The 19,994-nt window shown below is 43.7% G+C and carries 17 protein-coding genes; 6 read left to right on the forward strand and 11 right to left on the reverse strand.

Translation table 11 applies throughout. The features are described from left to right. Positions 1–152: 152 nt before the first annotated feature. Positions 153–713 carry an acetate uptake transporter gene (locus tag RH40_RS15240; protein ID WP_009602514.1) on the forward strand — a complete coding sequence of 187 codons (561 nt, stop codon included), beginning with the start codon at positions 153–155 and terminating at the stop codon, positions 711–713. A gap of 146 nt (positions 714–859) precedes the next feature. Here the strand turns inward: RH40_RS15240 and RH40_RS15245 are convergent, their stop codons facing one another. Both RH40_RS15245 and RH40_RS15250 read right to left on the reverse strand, forming a co-directional pair. Continuing rightward, positions 860–2,395, reverse strand: a complete 1,536-nt coding sequence (locus RH40_RS15245; protein ID WP_009602515.1) for an alanine/glycine:cation symporter family protein — start codon at positions 2,393–2,395, stop codon at positions 860–862. A 305-nt stretch (positions 2,396–2,700) separates the two neighbouring features. Further along, positions 2,701–3,951, reverse strand: a complete 1,251-nt coding sequence (locus RH40_RS15250) for a D-amino acid dehydrogenase (protein WP_009602516.1) — start codon at positions 3,949–3,951, stop codon at positions 2,701–2,703. A gap of 102 nt (positions 3,952–4,053) precedes the next feature. On the opposite strand from RH40_RS15250, the gene RH40_RS15255 reads away from it, so the two are divergent. After that, complete coding sequence (locus RH40_RS15255) at positions 4,054–4,953, forward strand: LysR substrate-binding domain-containing protein (protein WP_009602517.1); 900 nt, start codon at positions 4,054–4,056, stop codon at positions 4,951–4,953. Positions 4,954–4,957: 4 nt separating this feature from the next. On the opposite strand, the gene RH40_RS15260 is transcribed toward RH40_RS15255, so the two are convergent. Further along, a complete protein-coding gene (locus RH40_RS15260; RefSeq protein ID WP_009602518.1) occupies positions 4,958–5,683 on the reverse strand; it encodes a DUF3581 domain-containing protein in 726 nt (241 codons plus the stop codon). A gap of 246 nt (positions 5,684–5,929) precedes the next feature. On the opposite strand from RH40_RS15260, the gene RH40_RS15265 reads away from it, so the two are divergent. Further along, positions 5,930–7,201 carry an O-acetylhomoserine aminocarboxypropyltransferase/cysteine synthase family protein gene (locus tag RH40_RS15265; protein WP_009602519.1) on the forward strand — a complete coding sequence of 424 codons (1,272 nt, stop codon included), beginning with the start codon at positions 5,930–5,932 and terminating at the stop codon, positions 7,199–7,201. 47 nt (positions 7,202–7,248) lie between these two features. On the opposite strand, the gene RH40_RS15270 is transcribed toward RH40_RS15265, so the two are convergent. Both RH40_RS15270 and aroQ read right to left on the reverse strand, forming a co-directional pair. Further along, entirely contained in the window at positions 7,249–8,010 is a 762-nt protein-coding gene (locus RH40_RS15270) for a 1-acylglycerol-3-phosphate O-acyltransferase (protein ID WP_009602520.1), read from the reverse strand. Positions 8,011–8,247: 237 nt separating this feature from the next. Beyond that, positions 8,248–8,796 (reverse strand): gamma subclass chorismate mutase AroQ, encoded by a 549-nt coding sequence (gene aroQ / locus RH40_RS15275; protein ID WP_009602521.1) that lies wholly within the window; start codon positions 8,794–8,796, stop codon positions 8,248–8,250. Between the two features lie 412 nt (positions 8,797–9,208). Here aroQ and RH40_RS15280 point away from each other — a divergent pair, with 412 nt between their 5' ends. Together RH40_RS15280 and RH40_RS15285 are read left to right on the forward strand one after the other, a co-directional pair. Beyond that, positions 9,209–11,560: a S8 family serine peptidase gene (locus tag RH40_RS15280; RefSeq protein WP_009602522.1), complete on the forward strand. Its 2,352-nt coding sequence runs from the start codon at positions 9,209–9,211 to the stop codon at positions 11,558–11,560. 9 nt (positions 11,561–11,569) lie between these two features. Next, on the forward strand, positions 11,570–11,905 hold the full coding sequence (locus RH40_RS15285; protein ID WP_009602523.1) for a hypothetical protein: 336 nt from the start codon (positions 11,570–11,572) through the stop codon (positions 11,903–11,905). A gap of 40 nt (positions 11,906–11,945) precedes the next feature. Here RH40_RS15285 and RH40_RS15290 read toward each other — a convergent pair whose 3' ends face one another. After that, positions 11,946–13,556 carry a BCCT family transporter gene (locus RH40_RS15290; protein WP_009602524.1) on the reverse strand — a complete coding sequence of 537 codons (1,611 nt, stop codon included), beginning with the start codon at positions 13,554–13,556 and terminating at the stop codon, positions 11,946–11,948. 492 nt (positions 13,557–14,048) lie between these two features. After that, positions 14,049–15,011 (reverse strand): L-threonylcarbamoyladenylate synthase, encoded by a 963-nt coding sequence (locus RH40_RS15295; protein WP_009602526.1) that lies wholly within the window; start codon positions 15,009–15,011, stop codon positions 14,049–14,051. Positions 15,012–15,205: 194 nt separating this feature from the next. On the opposite strand from RH40_RS15295, the gene lhgD reads away from it, so the two are divergent. Next, positions 15,206–16,432, forward strand: coding sequence for an L-2-hydroxyglutarate dehydrogenase (gene lhgD / locus RH40_RS15300; protein WP_009602527.1), 1,227 nt, complete (start codon positions 15,206–15,208; stop codon positions 16,430–16,432). 6 nt (positions 16,433–16,438) lie between these two features. Here the strand turns inward: lhgD and RH40_RS15305 are convergent, their stop codons facing one another. The 4 genes from RH40_RS15305 to RH40_RS15320 form a co-directional block, all read right to left on the reverse strand. Then, the gene (locus RH40_RS15305; RefSeq protein WP_009602528.1) at positions 16,439–17,401 is read right to left on the reverse strand and encodes a sensor histidine kinase; all 963 of its coding nucleotides are present in this window, start codon (positions 17,399–17,401) and stop codon (positions 16,439–16,441) included. Further along, positions 17,398–17,949, reverse strand: a complete 552-nt coding sequence (locus tag RH40_RS15310) for a heme NO-binding domain-containing protein (RefSeq protein WP_009602529.1) — start codon at positions 17,947–17,949, stop codon at positions 17,398–17,400. The genes RH40_RS15305 and RH40_RS15310 overlap by 4 nt, the downstream gene beginning before the upstream one ends. A gap of 140 nt (positions 17,950–18,089) precedes the next feature. Beyond that, positions 18,090–19,001, reverse strand: a complete 912-nt coding sequence (locus RH40_RS15315; protein ID WP_009602530.1) for a sensor histidine kinase — start codon at positions 18,999–19,001, stop codon at positions 18,090–18,092. A gap of 168 nt (positions 19,002–19,169) precedes the next feature. Continuing rightward, a complete protein-coding gene (locus tag RH40_RS15320; protein ID WP_009602531.1) occupies positions 19,170–19,805 on the reverse strand; it encodes a DedA family protein in 636 nt (211 codons plus the stop codon). Positions 19,806–19,994 lie beyond the last annotated feature (189 nt).

Below are 19,994 nucleotides of genomic sequence, written 5' to 3' on the forward strand. Positions count from 1 at the left end.
AATGACGTTCATTCGGTTCGCTATTTTTTGACACTCTCAATTTTATTGATATTTCAGAAACTAAGATTGCATCTTTACCCTCTGGTTTTTTCTTTTCGTCTATCTAAACTGCGCGCGTAAATTTTACGATTATTTTTAAGAAGGTAGACTAAATGGAGACGAAACTTGCAAACCCAGCGCCACTTGGCCTGATGGGTTTTGGCATGACAACAGTGTTGTTGAATATTCACAATGCTGGTTTTTTTCCAATTGATGCTATGGTTCTCTCAATGGGGATCTTCTATGGTGGATTGAGCCAAATTATTGTCGGGATGATGTGTTTCAAACGTGGCGATACTTTTGGTACCACGGCATTTACTTCATATGGACTTTTTTGGTTGACCTTAGTTGGCTTAAACCTACTACCTATGCTTGGAGTGAATAAGAGCCCATCAGACTTTATGGCCTGGTATTTAGTGCTTTGGGGATTGTTTACTGGATTTATGTTTATTGGATCACTCAGGTATCCGTTTGCAAAACAAGTGGTGTTTGCTTCTTTAACAGTATTATTTTTTCTTCTCGCGGCTCACGATTTTACTGGCAGTGTGCTGCTGGGACATATCGCAGGTTTTGAGGGGATTTTATGTGGGTTAAGCGCTATTTATTTTGCGATGGCTCAAGTGCTTAATCAAGAATATGGACGAGTGATACTACCCATAGGTATAGCTAAATAACTTCAAAATCTAGGGTTAAGAGCGATGCGACAGTGTTGAGTCCAAGGAAAATAACGTTGCGAGATAGTAGGCTCTTGCCAAGTTGTTTGTATAAACTTAATGACTGAAATAAAAAAGGCTAGCAGCAGCTAGCCTTTTTTTATGGTTTAAGCTTTTGAAGGCTTAGCCTCTGCAGGAGCTTCTGAGGAAGGTTCTTTACCTGTCTTACGACGGTATTCGTTTTCCCAGTAGTGAGCACCTTTAATACCCAGTTTAATAGGGTTGAATAGGTACACTTTCACACCTTGCTTGCGCTGCATTTCATAATCTTCGAGTGCTTTGATAGCAGGCTTTGACATAAAGAAGATAATAAGGATACCAACGATATTGAGCCAAGCCATTAAGCCAACGCCGACATCACCCATAGCCCACGCAAGGTTTGCTGTTCTTACTGTTCCGTAGAAAACGACTGCAACCATAGCGAGTTTAAGTGCGAACATTAAACCTTCTACTTTGATAAAACGACGAATGTAGGCGACGTTCGTTTCTGCGATATAGTAATAAGCGAGAATCGTTGTGAAAGCAAAGAAAAATAGAGCTACGGCAATAAACGGCTTACCAATACCAGGCATTGCACTTTCCAGAGCCATTTGGGTGAATACAGGTCCGTTTGCGGCAATATCAGCTCCGAGATTTTGGATGATAAAGCCATCTGCGCCGTGTACATTGTAAGCGCCTGTAATGATGATCATAAATGCAGTAGCAGAGCAGACAAGCAAGGTATCGATATAAATCGAGAAAGATTGTACTAGACCTTGCTGTGCAGGGTGCTCGACATTAGCCGCAGCAGCTGCATGAGGACCGGTACCCTGACCCGCTTCATTCGAGTAAACACCACGTTTTACACCCCAACCAATCGCAGCACCGATACCTGCCATAGGAGAAAAAGCATCTCCAATAATCATGGCAAATACTCTTGGTACTTCACTGATATTAAGAAGGATAATAATAAATGCGGTAATGATGTAGGCCAATGCCATGAATGGTACTACGACTTGCGTAAAGCTAGCGATGCGCTTCACACCACCAAAGATGATGAACGCAAGAATGACGGAAATAACTGTACCTGTAAAAATCTTAGCAAAGCTAAATGTGCCTATCGCAGTATCAATCATTGCACCAGAGCCAAATGCTGCCTCAACAGCGTTGCCTATGCTATTCGATTGTACGCCAGGAAGTAAAAAGCCACAGGCAAAAATGGTCGCGATAGCAAATATCCATGCATACCACTTTTGTCCCATAGCTTTCTCTATATAGTAAGCAGGGCCGCCTCTAAACTCTCCATCATCCTCTTCTTTATAGATTTGAGCTAGGGTTGATTCGGCATAAGCTGTCGCAGCGCCAAAGAAGGCGACAACCCACATCCAGAATACCGCACCTGGGCCACCAAAACCAATAGCGGCAGCAACACCGGCGATGTTTCCTGTACCAACTCGGCCAGAAAGAGACACGGCGAGCGCTTGAAAAGAGGAGATTCCTTTCGCTGAGCTTTTGCCTGATACTAGCAAACGCCACATTTCTCCAAAGTGGCGTATTTGCACAAACCTGGTCATAACTGAGTAGAATAAACCAGCGCCCAAGCATAAATAAATCAGCACTGGGCTCCAAATAATCCCATTCAGAAAATCAACTATTGACTGCATAAGTATTTTTTCCCTGTTGTCTTAATGATTGTTTTCTAAACAGGATATTAACCTTTATGTAAGGTAATTGTTAATACATTTGCTCGTTAGAGTCTATTAGCGTGAGCCAAAACCCAAACTGATAAAAAAATTAAATCAATCTCTTTTATGTGTTTTTTGAACTTTTATTCAATACCTTACATTGTTTTATAAAATTATGAGACTGAGTTTTTACTTTAAAATTACTTTAAATGACATTAACAACATCAACTGCCGATGTGTTTCTTTTCAGTTTATTATTCTGTAAAAGACGACATCAATTGGCTTCAATCGTAACGTGCCAGACTTAATTCTTCGATATATTCACGGCCTTGTGATACCACCGCCTCAGTTAATATATCGGCTGAGCCACAGGCTAACGTCCATCCCAATGTTCCGTGGCCGGTGTTGAGATACAAATTTTTAACCGGTGTTGGACCTATAATGGGGGGGCCATCTGGTGTCATGGGGCGTAGCCCAGTCCAGTAGTCAGCTTGAGTAAAGTCTGTACCTCTGGGAAATAAGCTATTGACACAATGGTTGAGAGTGGCGAGGCGTTTACCCGGTAACTTTGTGTTAAACCCCGCAAGTTCAGCGGTTCCGGCAACACGGATACGGTTATCAAAGCGAGTCAAAGCCACTTTATATGTTTCATCCAGAATGGTTGACCTCGGTGCAAATTGATTATCTATTACCGGTAGGGTGAGTGAATAGCCTTTTACGGGGTAGATAGGCGTATGAATCTTTATGTGTTTCAGTAGTGCTTTTGAGTGACTGCCTAAGGCAACCACATACTGATCAGCGGAAAATTGTCCCTTGGAGGTCTCAACTGAGGTAACTTGATTTTTTTTGGTATGAATACGGGTTATTGATGTATCAAAAAGAAACTTTACTCCAGCGGCTTGAGCGAGTTTCTGCAACTGCTGACAAAATAGGAAGCAGTCTCCGGTTTGATCATCGGGTAAGTGGAGGCCACCGACCAGTTGTCCCTTCATTTGCTCTAATCCAGGCTCTTTGGCCAAGCAAGCAGAGCGATCGAGTAGGGAAAAGGACGTATTGTTTGCCTCTAATACAGCAATGTCTTTTTCTATATCTCTCAATTGCTCTGGCTTGCGGAAAATTTGCAGAGTTCCCTTTTTACGACCTTGATATTGCAATTGGTATTTTTCATTGAGTAAATCCAAGCATTGCTGACTGCGTGCTGCGATGGTCAGCATTCGAGACTTGTTTATTTGGTAGCGATCAAGACGGCAATTCGAGAGCATTTTTCCACACCAGTTAACCATCTCTAGGCTTAGTTTGGGGGATACCTTTAACGGGGCGTGGGTGCTAAATAGCCATTTCATCGCCTTTAGTGGAACACCTGGCGCTGCCCAAGGAGAGCTATACCCATAAGATATCTGTCCTGCATTAGCGAAGCTGGTTTCTTTGGCGGCGCTATTTTGTCTATCGATAACAGTCACTGAGCAACCAGCTTGAGATAAATACCAAGCACTGGTCAGCCCGATAACACCACTCCCTAGAACGATTACTTTCATTGTATTCCCTCACAGTTTTAGGCTTGGTATAGGATGGTGGATTTACATTGATATGACTATGGATAAAAATTAAAGCCACCTTTTAGTTTTTTTAAAACCTTTATGAAAGCATCAGTATTACAAGGCGTCCACTTTGTTTGCCAACTATCGGGATACACGAGCCTGACCAGTGCGGCAAAAGCACTTAACTTAACGGTTGGAGCCATTAGTCAGCAATTGCAAAAAAGTGAGCAGGATTTGGGGTTTTCTGTGTTTGAACGCCATGCAAGAGGGATCCGGCTTAATGATAAAGGGAGGCAACTGGTCAAAATCACTCAGCCATACTTCACTTCTATTGAAAACTGCGTCAATAAAATCTCAAAGCACCATGAAAGACAAGAGGTGTATTTAAAACTGACCCCTTCGTTTGCGTTCAAATGGTTGGTTCCTAGGTTGGAGGTGTTTCACAGAATGTATCCTGATATTCAGATACATACTTTTGCTGAGGGAGCGATTGTCGACAGTGAGTCGAGAGATTTTGATCTTGCAATAGATTATGGAAAGATACCCTACCAAAAAAACAATGCAGAGCTGCTTATGAAGGAGACTCTGACAGTAGTAATGAGTGCAGAATATTTTGCTCGGCATCGCTTTGAAGCAGATGATTGGCAAGGAGTGACACTACTGCACGATGCGATGCCATGGCACGATGCTGCTAAGGATTATGAATGGTCCTATTGGGCTAAAAAAAATCATCTTACGTTTGATACTACAGGTGGGCATTTCTTTAATCGAACCGATATGGCGATGTCTGCTGCTGAAGCAGGGGTAGGGGTGGCATTAGCGAGAGGGGCATTATTAGGTAACGAGCTAGAGCAAGGTAAGTTGATCGCTCCTTTTGGTTCGATTGATGCTCATGCAGGCTATTTTATGCTCACTCAGAACGAGAGTTGCGCTGTTCGGCATTTTAAATCTTGGTTGAAAGAGCAAGTTAAGGGGAGTGAGATTAACCACACTCCCTAAACAATTAGGCAGCGTTTGATAATGAGGCGAGAAACGCTTGCTTGCGATCATCAAAGCGTTCAACAAGATCATCAATGGCGCTCTGATCATAAGGCTTTAGACCACTCGCGACCATTCTTTTCATGCCTTTTCCAACGGCTTGACCATCTTCTTTAAAGGTGAAATTTAACGTTACCAGCCCACGTTTACCTTCAACATCGAAGCTAGCCCCTGAGAATTCGACTTCTGGGTGGCAGAGATTTAATCGAGAAAATTCAACTTCCATACTTTCGTAGATAACTAAAGGCCTTTGGCAATTGATCATCATTTGGGCTTCTTGCATTAAAGGCACCATGATGTGCGGAAAGTTCATACCGGAAAATTGAACATAGCTTGTGATAACGTGTTCGATAAAGGCGCTGTTGACGTTGACATCACCTTCACGCGACATCTGTAGGTACTCTTTACCATTGTTGTCTTTGAGTGCACTTTGTTTTTCACACTTTTTATCGATAGACAGAGCGATCCCATCTCCCACCATACCAGAGAACTCAAAGCGCATCTTTTGGCTGATCCCTTCTTTACTCAAAAGGACAGCAAAAAGAAGATCACCCGGCACGCAGAAACGCTTGCTGTCTTCATCGTGGATATGGTTAAAGTCACCGGCCACTTTCTTAGCAAAATAGCTTGCCTGTTGACGGGTAAATTGAAACTGGTTGTTATCTTGAGAAAAATAAGGAGTCAGAAACATAGGTATCGTTGTATGGTAAAAACGGGTGGCAAGTATATCTCAACTTATTCCTTTAAATGGTCTATCCAGATACTAATATCAATGCTTATCTTTTGTGACTATGTTTTGGCTGTATTTGAGCTTTAGATACACTTTGCTGAATAATAGTGTGAATCTAGCCACATTTTTGATGACTTTTTAATCAATGCATGGCAAAGACTGATATCAACAAAATCTGGTTTGATTCTAGATATGCAAGGAAGACAAATGAAAGATGAGACGCTATCCATCCACTTTGGCTATGAAACCGATCCGGTTACGAAATCGGTGGCGACACCCATATACCAAACGGTTGCCTATGAGTTTGACAATGCTCAGCACGGGGCAGACCTTTTCAATTTGGAGGTGCCAGGCAATATTTATACTCGTATTATGAACCCAACCAATGATGTGCTGGAAAAACGGATGGCGGCACTTGAGGGGGGGATCGCAGGACTTGCGGTTAGTGCCGGAAGTGCAGCGATTAATTATGCGATTCTAACCCTTGCTCAAGCTGGCGATAATATTGTGACTGCGCCACAATTGTATGGTGGAACCTATACCTTATTTGCTCATATGCTGCCGAATCAGGGTATACAGGTCAAATTTGCTAAAGATGATACTCCTGAAAGTATTGCCGAACTGATTGATGAAAAAACCAAAGCGGTTTTCTGCGAGAGTATTGGCAACCCAGCTGGTAACATCATCGATCTCGAAGGGGTTGCTAATGCTGCCCACCAAAGGGGCGTCCCAGTCATTGTCGATAACACAGTGGCTACACCAGCATTGTGTAAGCCGATAGAGTTTGGCGCTGATATTGTGGTTCACTCACTAACAAAATACATTGGTGGTCATGGGACAACATTGGGGGGAATGATTGTCGACTCTGGTCAATTCCCGTGGTCAAAATACCCAGACCGTTTTGCCGTCTTTAGTCAACCAGAACCTTCTTATCACGGTGTCGTATACAACGAGGCTTTCGGCAACGCGGCTTTTATCGGGCGTGCGAGAACGGTTCCAATGAGAAATACCGGGTCAACCCTCTCTCCAATGAATGCCTTCATGCTACTCCAAGGTTTAGAAACACTCCCTCTACGCATGGAAAGGCACACTGAAAACGCCATCAAGGTAGCTAACTATCTAGAAAAAAATGATAAAGTGAGTTGGGTGAGTTATGCGGGACTGACCAATTCACCGTATCATGCACTGGCGGAAAAGTACGTTAAAGGTAAGCCATCAGCGATCTTGTCTTTTGGTTTAAAAGGCGGCTATGACGCCGGCGTTCGATTCTATGATGCACTTAAAATATTTAAGCGTTTGGTTAATATTGGTGATGCAAAATCATTGGCGTGCCACCCTGCTTCGACGACTCATCGTCAATTGACACAAGAGGAGCAAAAGCAAGCTGGTGTCTCTCCTGAGATGATCCGATTATCGGTTGGGATTGAGCATATTGATGATATTCTAGCGGATATTGCACAGGCTCTAGAGAGTCAATAAAGTGTTCGCAGAGCTAGAATTACTCTAGCTCTGCAACTCAGGGAAAGTCAGTCACTGACTTGATTTAAGGGTTTGTGTTGCTGCTGTTCCAATCGAGCGACTTCTTCATCAAGTTCAGCGATCCGCTTTGCCATTATAGTGTGGCAGTGCTCTGCTAGGTGCCTTGCGTCGCTTAATCGGTAATCTGATACGTCGATGGGGTCCAACATTTCACAAATAACAATACCATTATTACGACGACCTAAATCAATCTTGTTGTGCATTGAGCTTACAACCATAGGAGTGATAGGAACCCCTGCTTCGATCGCCATCCTAAATGCCCCCGTTTTGAAAGGCAGCAAGCCTCGCCCTTTACTTCGCGTACCCTCAGGATAAGCCCAAACAGAAAGGTCTCTTTGATGAATAGCTTCTGCAACTTGCTTAATTGTGTCCCGAGCTTTGGATTTGTCTTGACGATTAATCAAAATATTACCGGTGATCCAATACAATTGACCAAAAAAAGGAACCCAAACTAATTCTTTCTTGCCCAAGGAGACCGTTCTTGGCCTGAGCATCCCAGGGGAGGTCACAAAGTCGTAAACATTTTGATGATTGGAGATGTAGACACTTTTATTGGGTGTTGGAGCTTTTTCCAGTCCACGTTGCACAAGTTGAAGGCCTAGTAATTTGTGCAATTGGTTAAACCAGCGACAGAAAAAGTACACATGCTTTGGGTTTCTCGGGCTAAATAAGCAATAGACCAAAGCGAATAGGCTTGTAAACACAACGAATAACGCTGCCAACGATAAGCGGAAAATACTTAATAACACACGCTCACTCCAATGACTTGAACCACTTTATGTGGTCATTCTACTCTGTAATGCTGGAGTGTTAACTCTATCTCAAAAAAAATGCAACTAGTTTAGAGTTTTATGCTGGAAATATCAGCAAAGCAGTTTGGCGCGTTGCGCTAACAAGTGCTAGGGAAAAACGATGGGAATAAAGCCAAAGAGCAAACTAAACGTCTGTTGGCTTTATTCGAATTAGAAAAGTTCTACGCCTTTAATTTATTGTACTGTCGTCTTTTTTTGCACTTGGATTTTTGTTAGTGCATTAAATAACATCTTTTTATCATTCTCAGAGAGGAAAGGTGACGTTAATGTTTGGCTGAACTCTTTAATCTCAGATGGTTTAAATGCGCCACCGTGATTTAAAAAGTCTGCCAGTTCCTCGTTTAATTTTGCTCCGAGATGAATCAGTTTAGGGCGTATCACTTCTTTAAGATCAACTGGAGTTTTATCGCTAGGTGCACTTAGCAGATCGGCTCTGTAGCGATATTGAATCGCTTTAGCTGCAGAAATTTGCGCTTGAAAGAATCCTGACACACTCTCAATGTCCAACCCTTCTTTTTGCGCAGATAGGCTGGCTTTGTCTAAGACAACCAATTCTCTTGCAAGATCTTCAATTTTTATGCTTTTTTGGGCTTTGTATAAAGCAACATCTTCCATATAACTCAAGCGCTCATTGATGGTCTTGAAAATATCGCTGGATTTTACTGCAGCGCTTGCTTGAAAGGCAGTCAAAGTCAAAAAGAGTAGGCTAAGCGTTCTAAACATGATGTCCTCGTTGTTGGTTATGTGATTATCATTTTATGGTATGACCGCCTATTTTGAACACTATTTCATTTTAAAATCAAGGGGTAATCGTATATTTATTCTCCCCTGTTAATACTCCTTAATATCTTTTGAAGCATACAAATAAGATTTATCTTGTCTTTTTTATCAATATTTTTTGGTCCCGCCGCTGTTTTTTGTCCTCCATAAGCTGTCCTTTCTCAATTTTGAGTCAGGTGGTGTTAACTATTTTGATATTTTTAGTGATTTTCAACAAATAAATAGAGTTTTTATTCTATAAAAAGTTGGTGGTTTTTTCTGCGTTATATATAGCTATTAACTTCATTGCTTATTACTGGATGTGGTGAGTTATGAAGAAATAATGAATAAAATAGCTCTATAAGGAATCGAGCAGATGCACAACATCGCAAATAAAAACAAGGTAATATCCACATTATCAACATTAGCATTGGCTTTGGCTGGAACCTCAAATGCTGTTTCCGCGTCTTCAATGGGGATTGATGAGGCAGATTTACCGACCAAATATATTGTTAAATTCAAAGATAGGGCCAATGTCCCTATGCGCCTATCCGCAATGTCTCTTGATGGGGGCTCCTCCAGAGAAACGCTACTTGAGGGAGTTCAAGCGCGTCAGGTTGAAAAACTGGGGGCAGATACTCTCTACAGTATTGAAGCGGATGAATCGCAAGTCTCTGCGCTGCGTGAAAATCAACAAGTGGAGTATGTGGAAGTTGACCCTCCAAGATATTTGATGAGTGAGACTACCCCTTGGGGATTCTCTGCAGTGAATGCTCAAATACTCAGTGATTCTGCTGCTGGAAATCGCACCATTTGTATCATCGACTCTGGTTACGATCTTACCCACAATGATTTAAGTGGTAATAATGTGAAGGGGAGTAATGATACAGGAACGGGCTCTTGGGCGTCACCCGGAAACAATAACGCGCACGGAACTCATGTGGCAGGGACTATTGCTGCTATCGCAAATAATGAGGGCATCAAGGGTATTTTGCCTAATCAAAACGTTAACCTCCATATAGTCAAAGTATTTAACGAAGAAGGCTGGGGTTATTCTTCTACCTTAGTCAAAGCCATACAAACCTGTGCGGCGAACGGCGCGAATGTGGTGAACATGAGTCTTGGGGGCAGCGAGTCCAGTCGAACCGAGGAGCGAGCTCTACAAAGTTTATACGATGAGGGAGTATTGTTAATCGCGGCAGCTGGTAACTCTGGTAATACTGCGCACAGCTATCCCGCTTCCTATGACTCGGTCATGTCAGTCGCTGCTGTCGATAATCATAATGATCATGCGGCTTTTTCTCAGGCAACCGATCAAGTTGAGATCGCGGCTCCAGGAGTGGCTATTCTATCAACCGTCACTGTTGGTGAGGGGGTTTTAGCCGATATAAATATTGATGGTTATAGCTATTTTGATCGAGGTATTGTGCCTCACAATAGAAAAATTCAAGTCAGAGGGAGGTATCAAGTTGCTCCAATCGCGGGTTCTGTGACTTCGCCACTTGCGCAATGTGACACCTCCTCCGGCCGTTATAATTGTGGTGATATGACGGGTAAGGTTTGTCTGACGGAGCGTATTGAAAACCAACGCACGGGAGTTCGTCCTGAAATTAACCCAGTCAAAGCGTGCTACGCAGCTGGAGCCAAGGCGGCGATTGTTTACAGTAATGCCGATTTACCCGGGCTACAAAGTCCTTTTTTACTTGATAACGAGGATAGCTATCCCATTGTTTCAGTCTCTATAGACAGAGCCTTGGGACTTGAACTCGTTAGCAAGTTAGATCAAACAGTCACAGTGGCAACCACCACAGGTGAAGATTATGAATACTATAATGGGACGTCTATGGCGACACCTCATGTTACAGGCGTAGCTGGGCTTGTTTGGAGTTATCACCCAGAGTGTTCTGCTAGTCAAGTGCGAAGAGCCTTAACCGCAAGTGCAACGGATATTGATGTGTCAGGGAGAGATAATCGCACGGGCTATGGGCTAGTTAACTCTGATGCGGCTAAATCTTACTTAGATTCAGGCTGTAATGGCCCTAAGAGCGATGACACTGTCTTAAAAAATGGCGTAGCTAAAGAGTCATTAGCAGGTGATAAGGGGACAGGCGTTATCTATCAGTTTGAGGTTCCTGATAACGCATCACAAGTGTCTTTTACTCTGTCGGGTGGACGTGGCGATGCCGATCTGTATGTCAGCTTTGAAAGTACTCCAACCACACGTCATTACCAATGTCGTTCTATTGAAAGTGGAAATAATGAATCGTGTCAGTTTGACGTTTCATCTGCTGGAACGTATCAAGTTTTGGTTTATGGTTATGAAAGCTACTCAAATGTCAAACTTGAAGCCAAACACAATGGCTCTGATACAGGTGATAGTGTACCTTTGAGCTATGCCAACAACGAGTCGATTGCGATTCCAGATTACAATCGCTGGGGTATTAAAAGTGAAATCGATGTTCTGCGCTCTGGTCAATCTGGTGTTGTGAACGTTGATCTTGATATCACGCACAGCCATGTTGGGGACTTATTGGTGACTTTGGTTGCGCCTTCTGGCGACTATGTTGTCTTGCACGATAACGAAAATGGTCGCTCAAACGATATTCGTGAAAGTTATGAGGTTAATTTTTTGGATACGGAATCTCAAGGAATTTGGACGCTGAGAGTGGTAGATTCAGAACGACAAGATGTCGGTAAGCTTAACCATTGGTCTTTAACGTTTAAGTAGGGAATGTCTATGAAGAAGCGCACTTCTTTAGTTGTTGTCACACTGTTTGCATCCGTAATGTTTTGGGGGGAAGTCAGTGTTGCAGGGAATCCAGCTTTTTCTGTGAGCGATGAACAGACTATCGCGACTGAGCAGCCAAGCCGCTTCTTTGTGAAATATCACAAAGGCAGTGAGCAACAGGTTCGTGAAATATTGGCATCTTATCAGCTTGATATTGTCGATATGCTTGAGGAACAACAGGTGTTTGTTGTCTCTGGTGAGACAGACGCCGTTAATGCCTTGAGTAGTAGCGAAGGGATAGATTACGTCGAGCCTGAACCAAAGCGACAATTATATTCGCAATAAAAGAGCGCCCATTAAGGGCGCTTTTTTTTATATACAAGGTTTAACGAAGAGAAGGGTGATATTTTGTGCTGTGCTGGTACTCAGGCAGTTCAGAGCGTAGTCCCTTGATAAGACTGACACACATCACCAATAAAATAACCGTAAAAGGTAAGCCAGTTGCAACCACACCAGATTGCAATGCCTGCAGTGCTTCTTTACCACCAATCCATAACATGACCGCAGCGATGGCTCCTTCGATACATGCCCAGAAAATCCGCTGTGGGATCGGTGCATCTATTTTTCCGCCTGCTGTGATGCTGTCTATAACCAGCGAGCCTGAATCTGATGAGGTGATAAAAAAGATCAGGATCAGCGCAATAGATATTACTGAAATAATTTCACTGTAAGGCATGGCGTCGTAAACATGAAATAGGGTGATTGAAATGTCGCCTAATCCATTTTTGCCTAATTCACCGATACCGTTGATCACTTGGGAGAGTGCGATACCACCGAAAACAGACATCCAAACTAAGGTAACGAGAGTCGGGACAACAATGACTGCAAATAAAAATTCACGAACGGTACGTCCTTTTGATACACGAGCGATAAACATGCCAACAAAAGGAGACCAAGAGACCCACCATGCCCAGTAGAATACTGTCCAGCCCTGCATCCAGCTACTATCATCTCTACCATAAGGGAAACTGAGCGGAAGGATATGACTTGCGTATGCGATGCTGGTGTCCCAAAGCGAGGGAATGACTTCTTGGAAGTTAATTATTATCACGAAAGCGAGTAAAGCAAACGCCATGAACATATTGATATTACTGAGCACTTTTACGCCACCATCAATACCTCGGATGACGGAAAAAATGGCCACCATAGTGACGCCAATAATGACCATGATTTGTAGGTTCAGCCCCCCATTGATGCCAAACACATGATTAATACCGCTGGTTGCTTGTTGTGCACCAAGCCCCAATGAAGTTGCAAGGCCAAACAGCGTCGAGAGAACAGCCAAAATATCAATTACATGTCCAAGCCATCCCCATGCTCTGTCACCCACTAAAGGGTAAAACGAAGAGCGTAAAGAAAGTGGTAACCCCTTGTTGAAGGTGAAAAAGGCCAGTGACAAGGCCACAATGGCATAGATTGCCCAGCCATGTACTCCCCAGTGAAACATGGTTGCACCCATGGCGAGTGATTTTGCCTCTTCAGTGTAAGGTTCAACATTGAGAGGAGTACCAAACCAGTCTGTATAGTAGGCGGTCGGTTCTGCAACACTCCAAAATAGCAGGCCAATCCCCATGCCTGCGGCAAACAACATCGCCAGCCAAGAAAGAGTCGAATGCTCTTTGGTTGCGTCTTTACCCCCAATCCTGACCTTCCCCAGAGGAGAAAGCATTAGCAGTGCGACAAAAACCACAAACAGATTCGCAGACCACATAAAAAAGCCATCAAATTGAGAAATGATGCTTCCTTTAACGGTATTTAATGCCTCACGGGCAGTGTGTGGTTCGATAATGAGTAATGCGCTGAGGCAGAGAAGAATAAGGCCAGCACTGATGCCAAAAACCGGGTTGTGAATATCAAACCCCCACTTTTGAACATTGTCTTGCCCAACTTGATAATCGGTGGTTTCTATACTGTATTTCTTTTTCGAATTATCCATAAATCAAAAGCTAACGTTTTACTGTATGTCCCTATGCAGCAAAGGAAAACACACAAACCGCCCTCCAATATATTTTGAGTTCAAAGTATTTTTTCTGTGTAGACCATAACATCTGAACCATATTTAGGCAAATAAGACCCATTGTGGTTAAAATTTAAGAGAAATTTAATTTGAAGTCTAATTACTGGTATTGAAGAAAGAGTCAGTTAATTTGGTATATCCGCCAGAGGAGACTGTGGATGTGGGAGAGCGATGGGAGAAAAGTACTGCTGTAAACTCGCTAGAGAATTTGGCGGACATTACCCTCAATCGTGCTAAAAATAATCTTCTATAGGCTGGATTTTTAAGGCTCACAGACAGACTTATATGGCCAATAAGCTGCGCGCAATAGGGCTAGGTTAGATCGCTGAGAACAATCAAAATAATCAGGAAGAAAGCCGATCCAGGCTCGAATAAAAATACGAGACTGAATACGGGGTAGGGCTTCGGGTATTACAACTTACTCTGCGCTCGATTCAGTCTATCGTGAACCGCGACCCAGTCTTCGGTTAACGGTGGGCGTTCGACCCATATTTCATCACATCCCAGCTTATCTGCATCATTGAGCGTACGATAAAGGTCATGGGCGTATTGGGCGACATCCTTAGGCATCTTTATGCTGACGATATTATCGTTTGTCTCAATAGCAGAATAATGCAGGCAAGCGACTTTGAGCTCGGGCTTTGAGCTGAGTTCGTCTGCGCTTACGAGGCGAACACGAGTGTTTGGTTGGTAATGACTCGTGACATTGCCAGGTACCGCTGCACTGTGTGACGTCGGGGTAAGCACCTCTTCTCCTAATACATCCGCAAGCTGCTTGGCTGAAATAGGGCCGCTGCGCAGCACTCTAAATGGCGTTTGAGTCAGATCGATAATGGTCGATTCAAGACCGTGATGGCAATCTCCCCCATCGAGGACGGCCGCTATCTTCCCTTCGAGCGAATTGATGACATGCACTGCCGATGTTGGGCTGAGCTTTTTATAAGGATTGGCTGAAGGCGCTGCAACCGCCATTCCAGAGGCTTCAAGTAAAGTACTAAAAACCGGGTGCGCAGGCATACGAATACCTATGGTGCCTAAGCCGCCAGTAACAACCGTATTTGCATCATCAGCTTTATTGAGCAATAAGGTGACAGGCCCAGGCCAGAAGGCTTTGGCAATGGTATAGGCTTGCTGAGGAATATCGCGTGCCCAATCGGATAGCTGTTCAAGTCGTCCAATATGGACGATGAGAGGGTGATCAGCAGGGCGGCCTTTGGCGGCAAAAATCTTTTTGACGGCATCAGGGTTTGACGCATCGGCAGCAAGTCCATAAACCGTTTCCGTTGGAATGGCAACCAACTCACCAGAAGTTAGGATTTTTTGAGCCTGTTCAATATCAAGGCTGTTTTGCGCCGATAGGTGCTGCGTTTTCACTATTATTTCCTCAAACAAACCGGAGTAATATTAATCTAAGCCGGCTATTTTAACCATGTTTGGCAAAGTTGCGATGATTAATTGATGTCAGCAGACTTAAAATGCAAAAAAAATTATCCAACCTCTAACTTTCAATTGCTTAACGACGCCATTATTATCGTTCAAGAGATGAGTAAGATTTAAGGAGCAGCAAGGTGGAGAAGACTTACGATTACGTTGTCATTGGCGGAGGCATAGTTGGTGTTTCAACCGCTTGGCAATTACAAGCGCGTCACCCTAGTGCCAAAGTGGCCTTGTTCGAAAAAGAATCTCAACTTGCTTATCATCAAACCGGTCACAACAGTGGCGTGATCCATGCTGGTGTGTATTATCCACCTCAAAGCCTAAAAGCTGAGTTTTGTAAAAGAGGCGTTGAAGCAACGATAGACTTTTGTCGCCAGCACCAAATCGATGTTGAGAACTGCGGTAAGCTTTTGGTTGCTACCACAGAGGTGGAAGTGGAGCGAATGCATGATTTGTACGCTCGATGTCAGCGAAATGGCGTAGAGGTTGAACTACTTGATAGAGATGCCCTATGTCAGCGGGAACCCAATATACAAGGTCTAGGCGCTATTGCGGTAAAGACCACCAGTATCGTTGACTACACTCAAGTGACGCGCGCCATGGCAGAAGAGTTTTGTCAGGCAGGAGGAGAGCTCCACCTCAATGCAACCGTCTCAGAACTTAAAGAAACCACCGAAAATGTCAAAATTGAGGTCAATGGCTCTGATACTATACAAGCGCGTTTTTTGATTGCATGTAGCGGTCTTGCCGCAGACAGGATGACCAAAATGATGGGACTTGAGACCCACTTTCAGATCATTCCTTATCGCGGGGAATATTATCGCCTTGCAGTGAAACATAACCAATTGGTTAAGCATCTGATTTACCCCATCCCAGATCCTGAGCTGCCTTTTTTGGGCATTCACCTCACTCGAATGATTGATGGCAGCATCACCGTTGGTCCCAATGCCGTGCAAGGCTTCAAAAGAGAGGGCTACGATCGCGTTAACTTCAGCTTAAAAGATTGTGTCGAGATGCTGCTGTTTCCAGGGTTTTGGAAAGTCACCTTACGCTATTTCAAGACCGGAATATCTGAGTTACGCAGCTCTTGGTTTAAAGCCAGTTATCTGAAAAAAGTGAACAAATACTGCCCTAAGATTGAACTCGAAGATCTTGAGTACTATCCGGCGGGCGTGCGTGCCCAAGCAGTACTTGATGATGGCACCTTAGTGCATGATTTTTTATTCGCAGAAAGTGAGCGCAGTTTGCACGTATGTAATGCGCCTTCTCCAGCTGCGACCTCCGCGATTCCTATTGGAGAATACGTGTGTCAAAAGGTCGAAGCTAAGCTGGAGATAAAGCCAACAGCGAGTAAATAGTGGCGCTTATGAGTCGGGCATAGATTGCGGCGGGTTCCCAACGGGTATGAACACATTAAAGCATGACCCAATGCCGGGTTTTGAATTTATCTCAATAAACCCACTGTGTTTTTCAACCAAGTTATGCGTGACAGAAAGGCCCAATCCCACGCCTTGTCCTACGGGGCGAGTGGTAAAGAAGGGATCAAATACTTTTTGAATTACCTTCTCTGTCATTCCTTCTCCGCTGTCTTCCACCTTGGTTAATACTCCCTTTATTCCTTGATGATCGAAAGAGTGAGTACTAACTTGTATTTTGCCTTTATCAACACACGCTTGGGCTGCGTTGGTGAGTAAGTGAACAAAAATTTGCGTCAGACTGGCGGTGTCACCATAGACGGTTGGGATCTCTTGCTGAAATTTAGTCACGACTTCCTTGTCATTTAATTTATCGGACACACTGTCGAGGGAAGCATGGATGCACTGGTTGAGATCGCAAACTTGGCTGATACTGCCGCCTTCATAAGTGACTTGTTTAAGGCTAGCAACAATCGTCTTAACTCTATCTAAACCTGTCCATGTGTCTTCGAGTAAATCTTCAGTGTCTGCTCGCAATTCATCAAAATTTAGCTCTTTTCTTTTTTGATGGTAGGGGCCAAGTACGGTATCTGGTAGGTTGGTCTGACTGAGGACAAAATCATCAAGCAAAAATATATTTTTTACATAATCACTGAGTAGCCGTGCATTACTCATCGAAAATCCCACAGGGTTGTTGATTTCATGGGCCACACCTGCGGCGAGCTGAACGACCGACGACATTTTTTCTGCCTGAATTAATTGCGTTTGGCTACGCTTCAGTTCTTTGAGCGTTTCTTCTAGCAAGACGACATTGTCATATAGGGCACGCGTTTTTTCAGTCAATAGCCTCTCTGCTTCTTGCCTTGCCGCCCGCTCTCTTTGATAAGCTCGCTCGTAGTTTGTCGCTGTCATTGTTTTTCCTCAAAATGAACAATAATTTTACAGTGCTTATCCCCATGGTGGAGGCATTCTGGGTGACTGAGGGTGATTGGCTGGGAAAAGTGCTCGGCTGCACCAATGATCAGCCCTTCTGCAAGCTCACAAAGCTGGCGATCCGATTGATAAAAGATTTCCAACGTGTTGCCGCCAGTGTCGTTGTAGCTAAATGATGGCAGATAAGCTTGAGGGTAGAGTCTTTTCACTTCTTTGTGGATCACGCCATCGATAGACAGTAAGAAGGTTTTCAGATCATGGATTTGCGAAATGTCTGCTGGGGAAGAGCGGTAGAGGGTTTCAAAAAGATAATTGCCAAACGCTTTCACCAAATCTCCTGCAGGAATATTGGTTTTAGTCGAGAGAGCGGAGACCATGTTGATCAGCTCACTATCGGCATAATTCCCTCCCGCAGTATAGATGCCCCCAGATTCAGGCTGGGTTTCATCAATCAATTCATCAAGCATCTCCATGCCCATCTTTTCAATGATCATATCTGAAAATGTGGTGAAAACAGTGCCTTGCATATATTGCTCCTTGCGCCGACCAGTATTGTTTTTTGTAATGTGGAGAAGGTAAGCTTTGTATGATGTGCTGTTTAACTATAGCAAAGATATTGATTGGCTAAGTTGGATCAGAGGCTCGAACGGCCTTTTTTATGCTTGAATTAATGGTCCGCCTCTTGACCTATCATCAAGGTAATTTGTGTCCCTTTACCCACTTCACTTTTCACATTGACGCCTCCTGCCAGCTTTCGGGTGCAAATGTTGTACACCATGTACATACCAAGTCCTGTGCCTCCCCGTGAGCGCAAAGTGGTGTAAAACGGTTGAAATACCTTATTGAGGTCATCAGGGCTGATCCCCACGCCATTATCTTCAATGATAATTTCGGTATGATGATCGATGACTTGTACCTTGATAGTAATGGTGTAATTGTTCTTGTTACCATGACTTTGAAAGGCATGAAGCGCACAATTGTTAATCAACTCTTCAATGACATATTGAAGCGACATTTTTGGCACCCACAACTCCAAGCTGTCGTCGCAGTGAACGTTAACCTCGATCGCTTTTTCAGATAAAATTGCGGTCAGTAACGTCACAGAGTCTTCAAGTAACACTTTGAGGTTGATGTTGGAAGGCTGCTCAATCGACATTTTTTTGTCTACTTGTTTGAGCTTGTTAACCAAACTGACTGAGCGTTCAATATTGTCTGATGTCATTTTGATGCAGTCACCAGAAACTTCGAGGAAGCGAGCAAGATCGCCTGGAGTAATGGTTTGATCGGTGAACTTTTTCTCAAGTACCGTGAATTGCTCACGCAGCAAGGAGAGGCTGGTCACAGAGATACCTAGTGGGGTATTAAGCTCGTGGGCAATGCCGACCACCATTCCGGTTAACGCAGACATCTTTTCTGCATGAATTAATTTGGTTTGGCTGCGCTTTAATTCATGCAGTGTCCCTTCGAGTAAAACAACATTATCATACAACTCACGAGTCTTTTCAGTGAGTAGCCGCTCCGCTTCTTGTCGTGCAATACGCTCTCTTTGATAAGCTTGCTTGTAATTCTTTGGCGGCATTGTCTTTCCTCAAAATAAACAATCATGTTGCAGTGCTTATCGCTGGGGTGAAAGCCGAGAGTAAGCCTTGTTTAAATGTGTTTTTTAACTATAGCAAACATACCGATTTTTAAGCTTTATCGTTAAATGATGGCGTTTGGTGCCAATAATAAAAAAGAAGGGCGTACTTTAGCTTTGGTTGTTGTCAGCACTGGCTTTTTTTCTCTTGGCTTTTCTGCGTTTGATCAGCGTAAACACCAGCATAAAAAAGACTAATGCGCCAGATGACCAGACTAAGAGACGATGCTCGGCGTAAAAATGGTTGATGGCTTTTAAGTGGTCAAACGCAAAGTGGGTGAGCAGACAAAATACCGTGACCCATATGGTGCTGGCCAGTGCATTACCAAGCAAAAAGGGCTTCATCGGCATTTTTGCGATGCCGCAAACCAGTGGCATGAACTGCTTCATTCCCTCAATAAAGCGGCTGATAACGAGACAAGCCGGACCATGTTTGTTGATCACATCTTGCATCTTTTGGATTTTAGGTCCTGAGATATAGCCCTTTTTATCTAACCACTCTTCAAAATGAAAGCCAATCAAGTAGCCACAGGTGTTGCCAAAAAAGCAGCTTAACCAGGCGACAAGCGCAACACTACCTAAATTCATGATTTGCTCTGAAGACAGCAGTGCTGCTGCAATGACCAGCGACTGTCCTGGCAAGGGGATGCCGATACCTTCGAGAAAGACGCTGACAATAATGGCGAGATAGCCATATTGCTCAAGCCAAGGTTTCATTGAGACCAGCAAGTGATTTAGGTGTTCCAAATGTTTTCCTCCAACGCTTGATACTGATAGGGCGCAGCGCTAAGTATGGGTCATGTGATATGGGTTGGTTAGCTTGCCTAGTGAGCAATATAAAAGGATACCGTCTGCCAGACAATCAGGGTTTTGTCTGAGATCTGTCAATACGTTCAATCTGGAAAAGTCATCTTTGCTGGTGAAGGAAGAGGAAGA

It is taken from the genome of Vibrio caribbeanicus ATCC BAA-2122, from assembly GCF_000165125.1.
GTDB lineage: Bacteria > Pseudomonadota > Gammaproteobacteria > Enterobacterales > Vibrionaceae > Vibrio > Vibrio caribbeanicus.

Excerpts from the sequence above, each read along its gene's own strand:
- aroQ (WP_009602521.1), bottom strand. The coding sequence starts at position 8,796 with ATGTTTAGAACGCTTAGCCTACTCTTTTTGACTTTGACTGCCTTTCAA.
- RH40_RS15260 (WP_009602518.1), bottom strand. The coding sequence starts at position 5,683 with ATGTTTCTGACTCCTTATTTTTCTCAAGATAACAACCAGTTTCAATTT.
- RH40_RS15255 (WP_009602517.1), top strand. The coding sequence starts at position 4,054 with ATGAAAGCATCAGTATTACAAGGCGTCCACTTTGTTTGCCAACTATCG.
- RH40_RS15245 (WP_009602515.1), bottom strand. The coding sequence starts at position 2,395 with ATGCAGTCAATAGTTGATTTTCTGAATGGGATTATTTGGAGCCCAGTG.
- RH40_RS15290 (WP_009602524.1), bottom strand. The coding sequence starts at position 13,556 with ATGGATAATTCGAAAAAGAAATACAGTATAGAAACCACCGATTATCAA.
- RH40_RS15305 (WP_009602528.1), bottom strand. The coding sequence starts at position 17,401 with ATGACAGCGACAAACTACGAGCGAGCTTATCAAAGAGAGCGGGCGGCA.
- RH40_RS15280 (WP_009602522.1), top strand. The coding sequence starts at position 9,209 with ATGCACAACATCGCAAATAAAAACAAGGTAATATCCACATTATCAACA.
- RH40_RS15285 (WP_009602523.1), top strand. The coding sequence starts at position 11,570 with ATGAAGAAGCGCACTTCTTTAGTTGTTGTCACACTGTTTGCATCCGTA.
- RH40_RS15240 (WP_009602514.1), top strand. The coding sequence starts at position 153 with ATGGAGACGAAACTTGCAAACCCAGCGCCACTTGGCCTGATGGGTTTT.
- RH40_RS15250 (WP_009602516.1), bottom strand. The coding sequence starts at position 3,951 with ATGAAAGTAATCGTTCTAGGGAGTGGTGTTATCGGGCTGACCAGTGCT.
- RH40_RS15315 (WP_009602530.1), bottom strand. The coding sequence starts at position 19,001 with ATGCCGCCAAAGAATTACAAGCAAGCTTATCAAAGAGAGCGTATTGCA.
- RH40_RS15310 (WP_009602529.1), bottom strand. The coding sequence starts at position 17,949 with ATGCAAGGCACTGTTTTCACCACATTTTCAGATATGATCATTGAAAAG.
- RH40_RS15265 (WP_009602519.1), top strand. The coding sequence starts at position 5,930 with ATGAAAGATGAGACGCTATCCATCCACTTTGGCTATGAAACCGATCCG.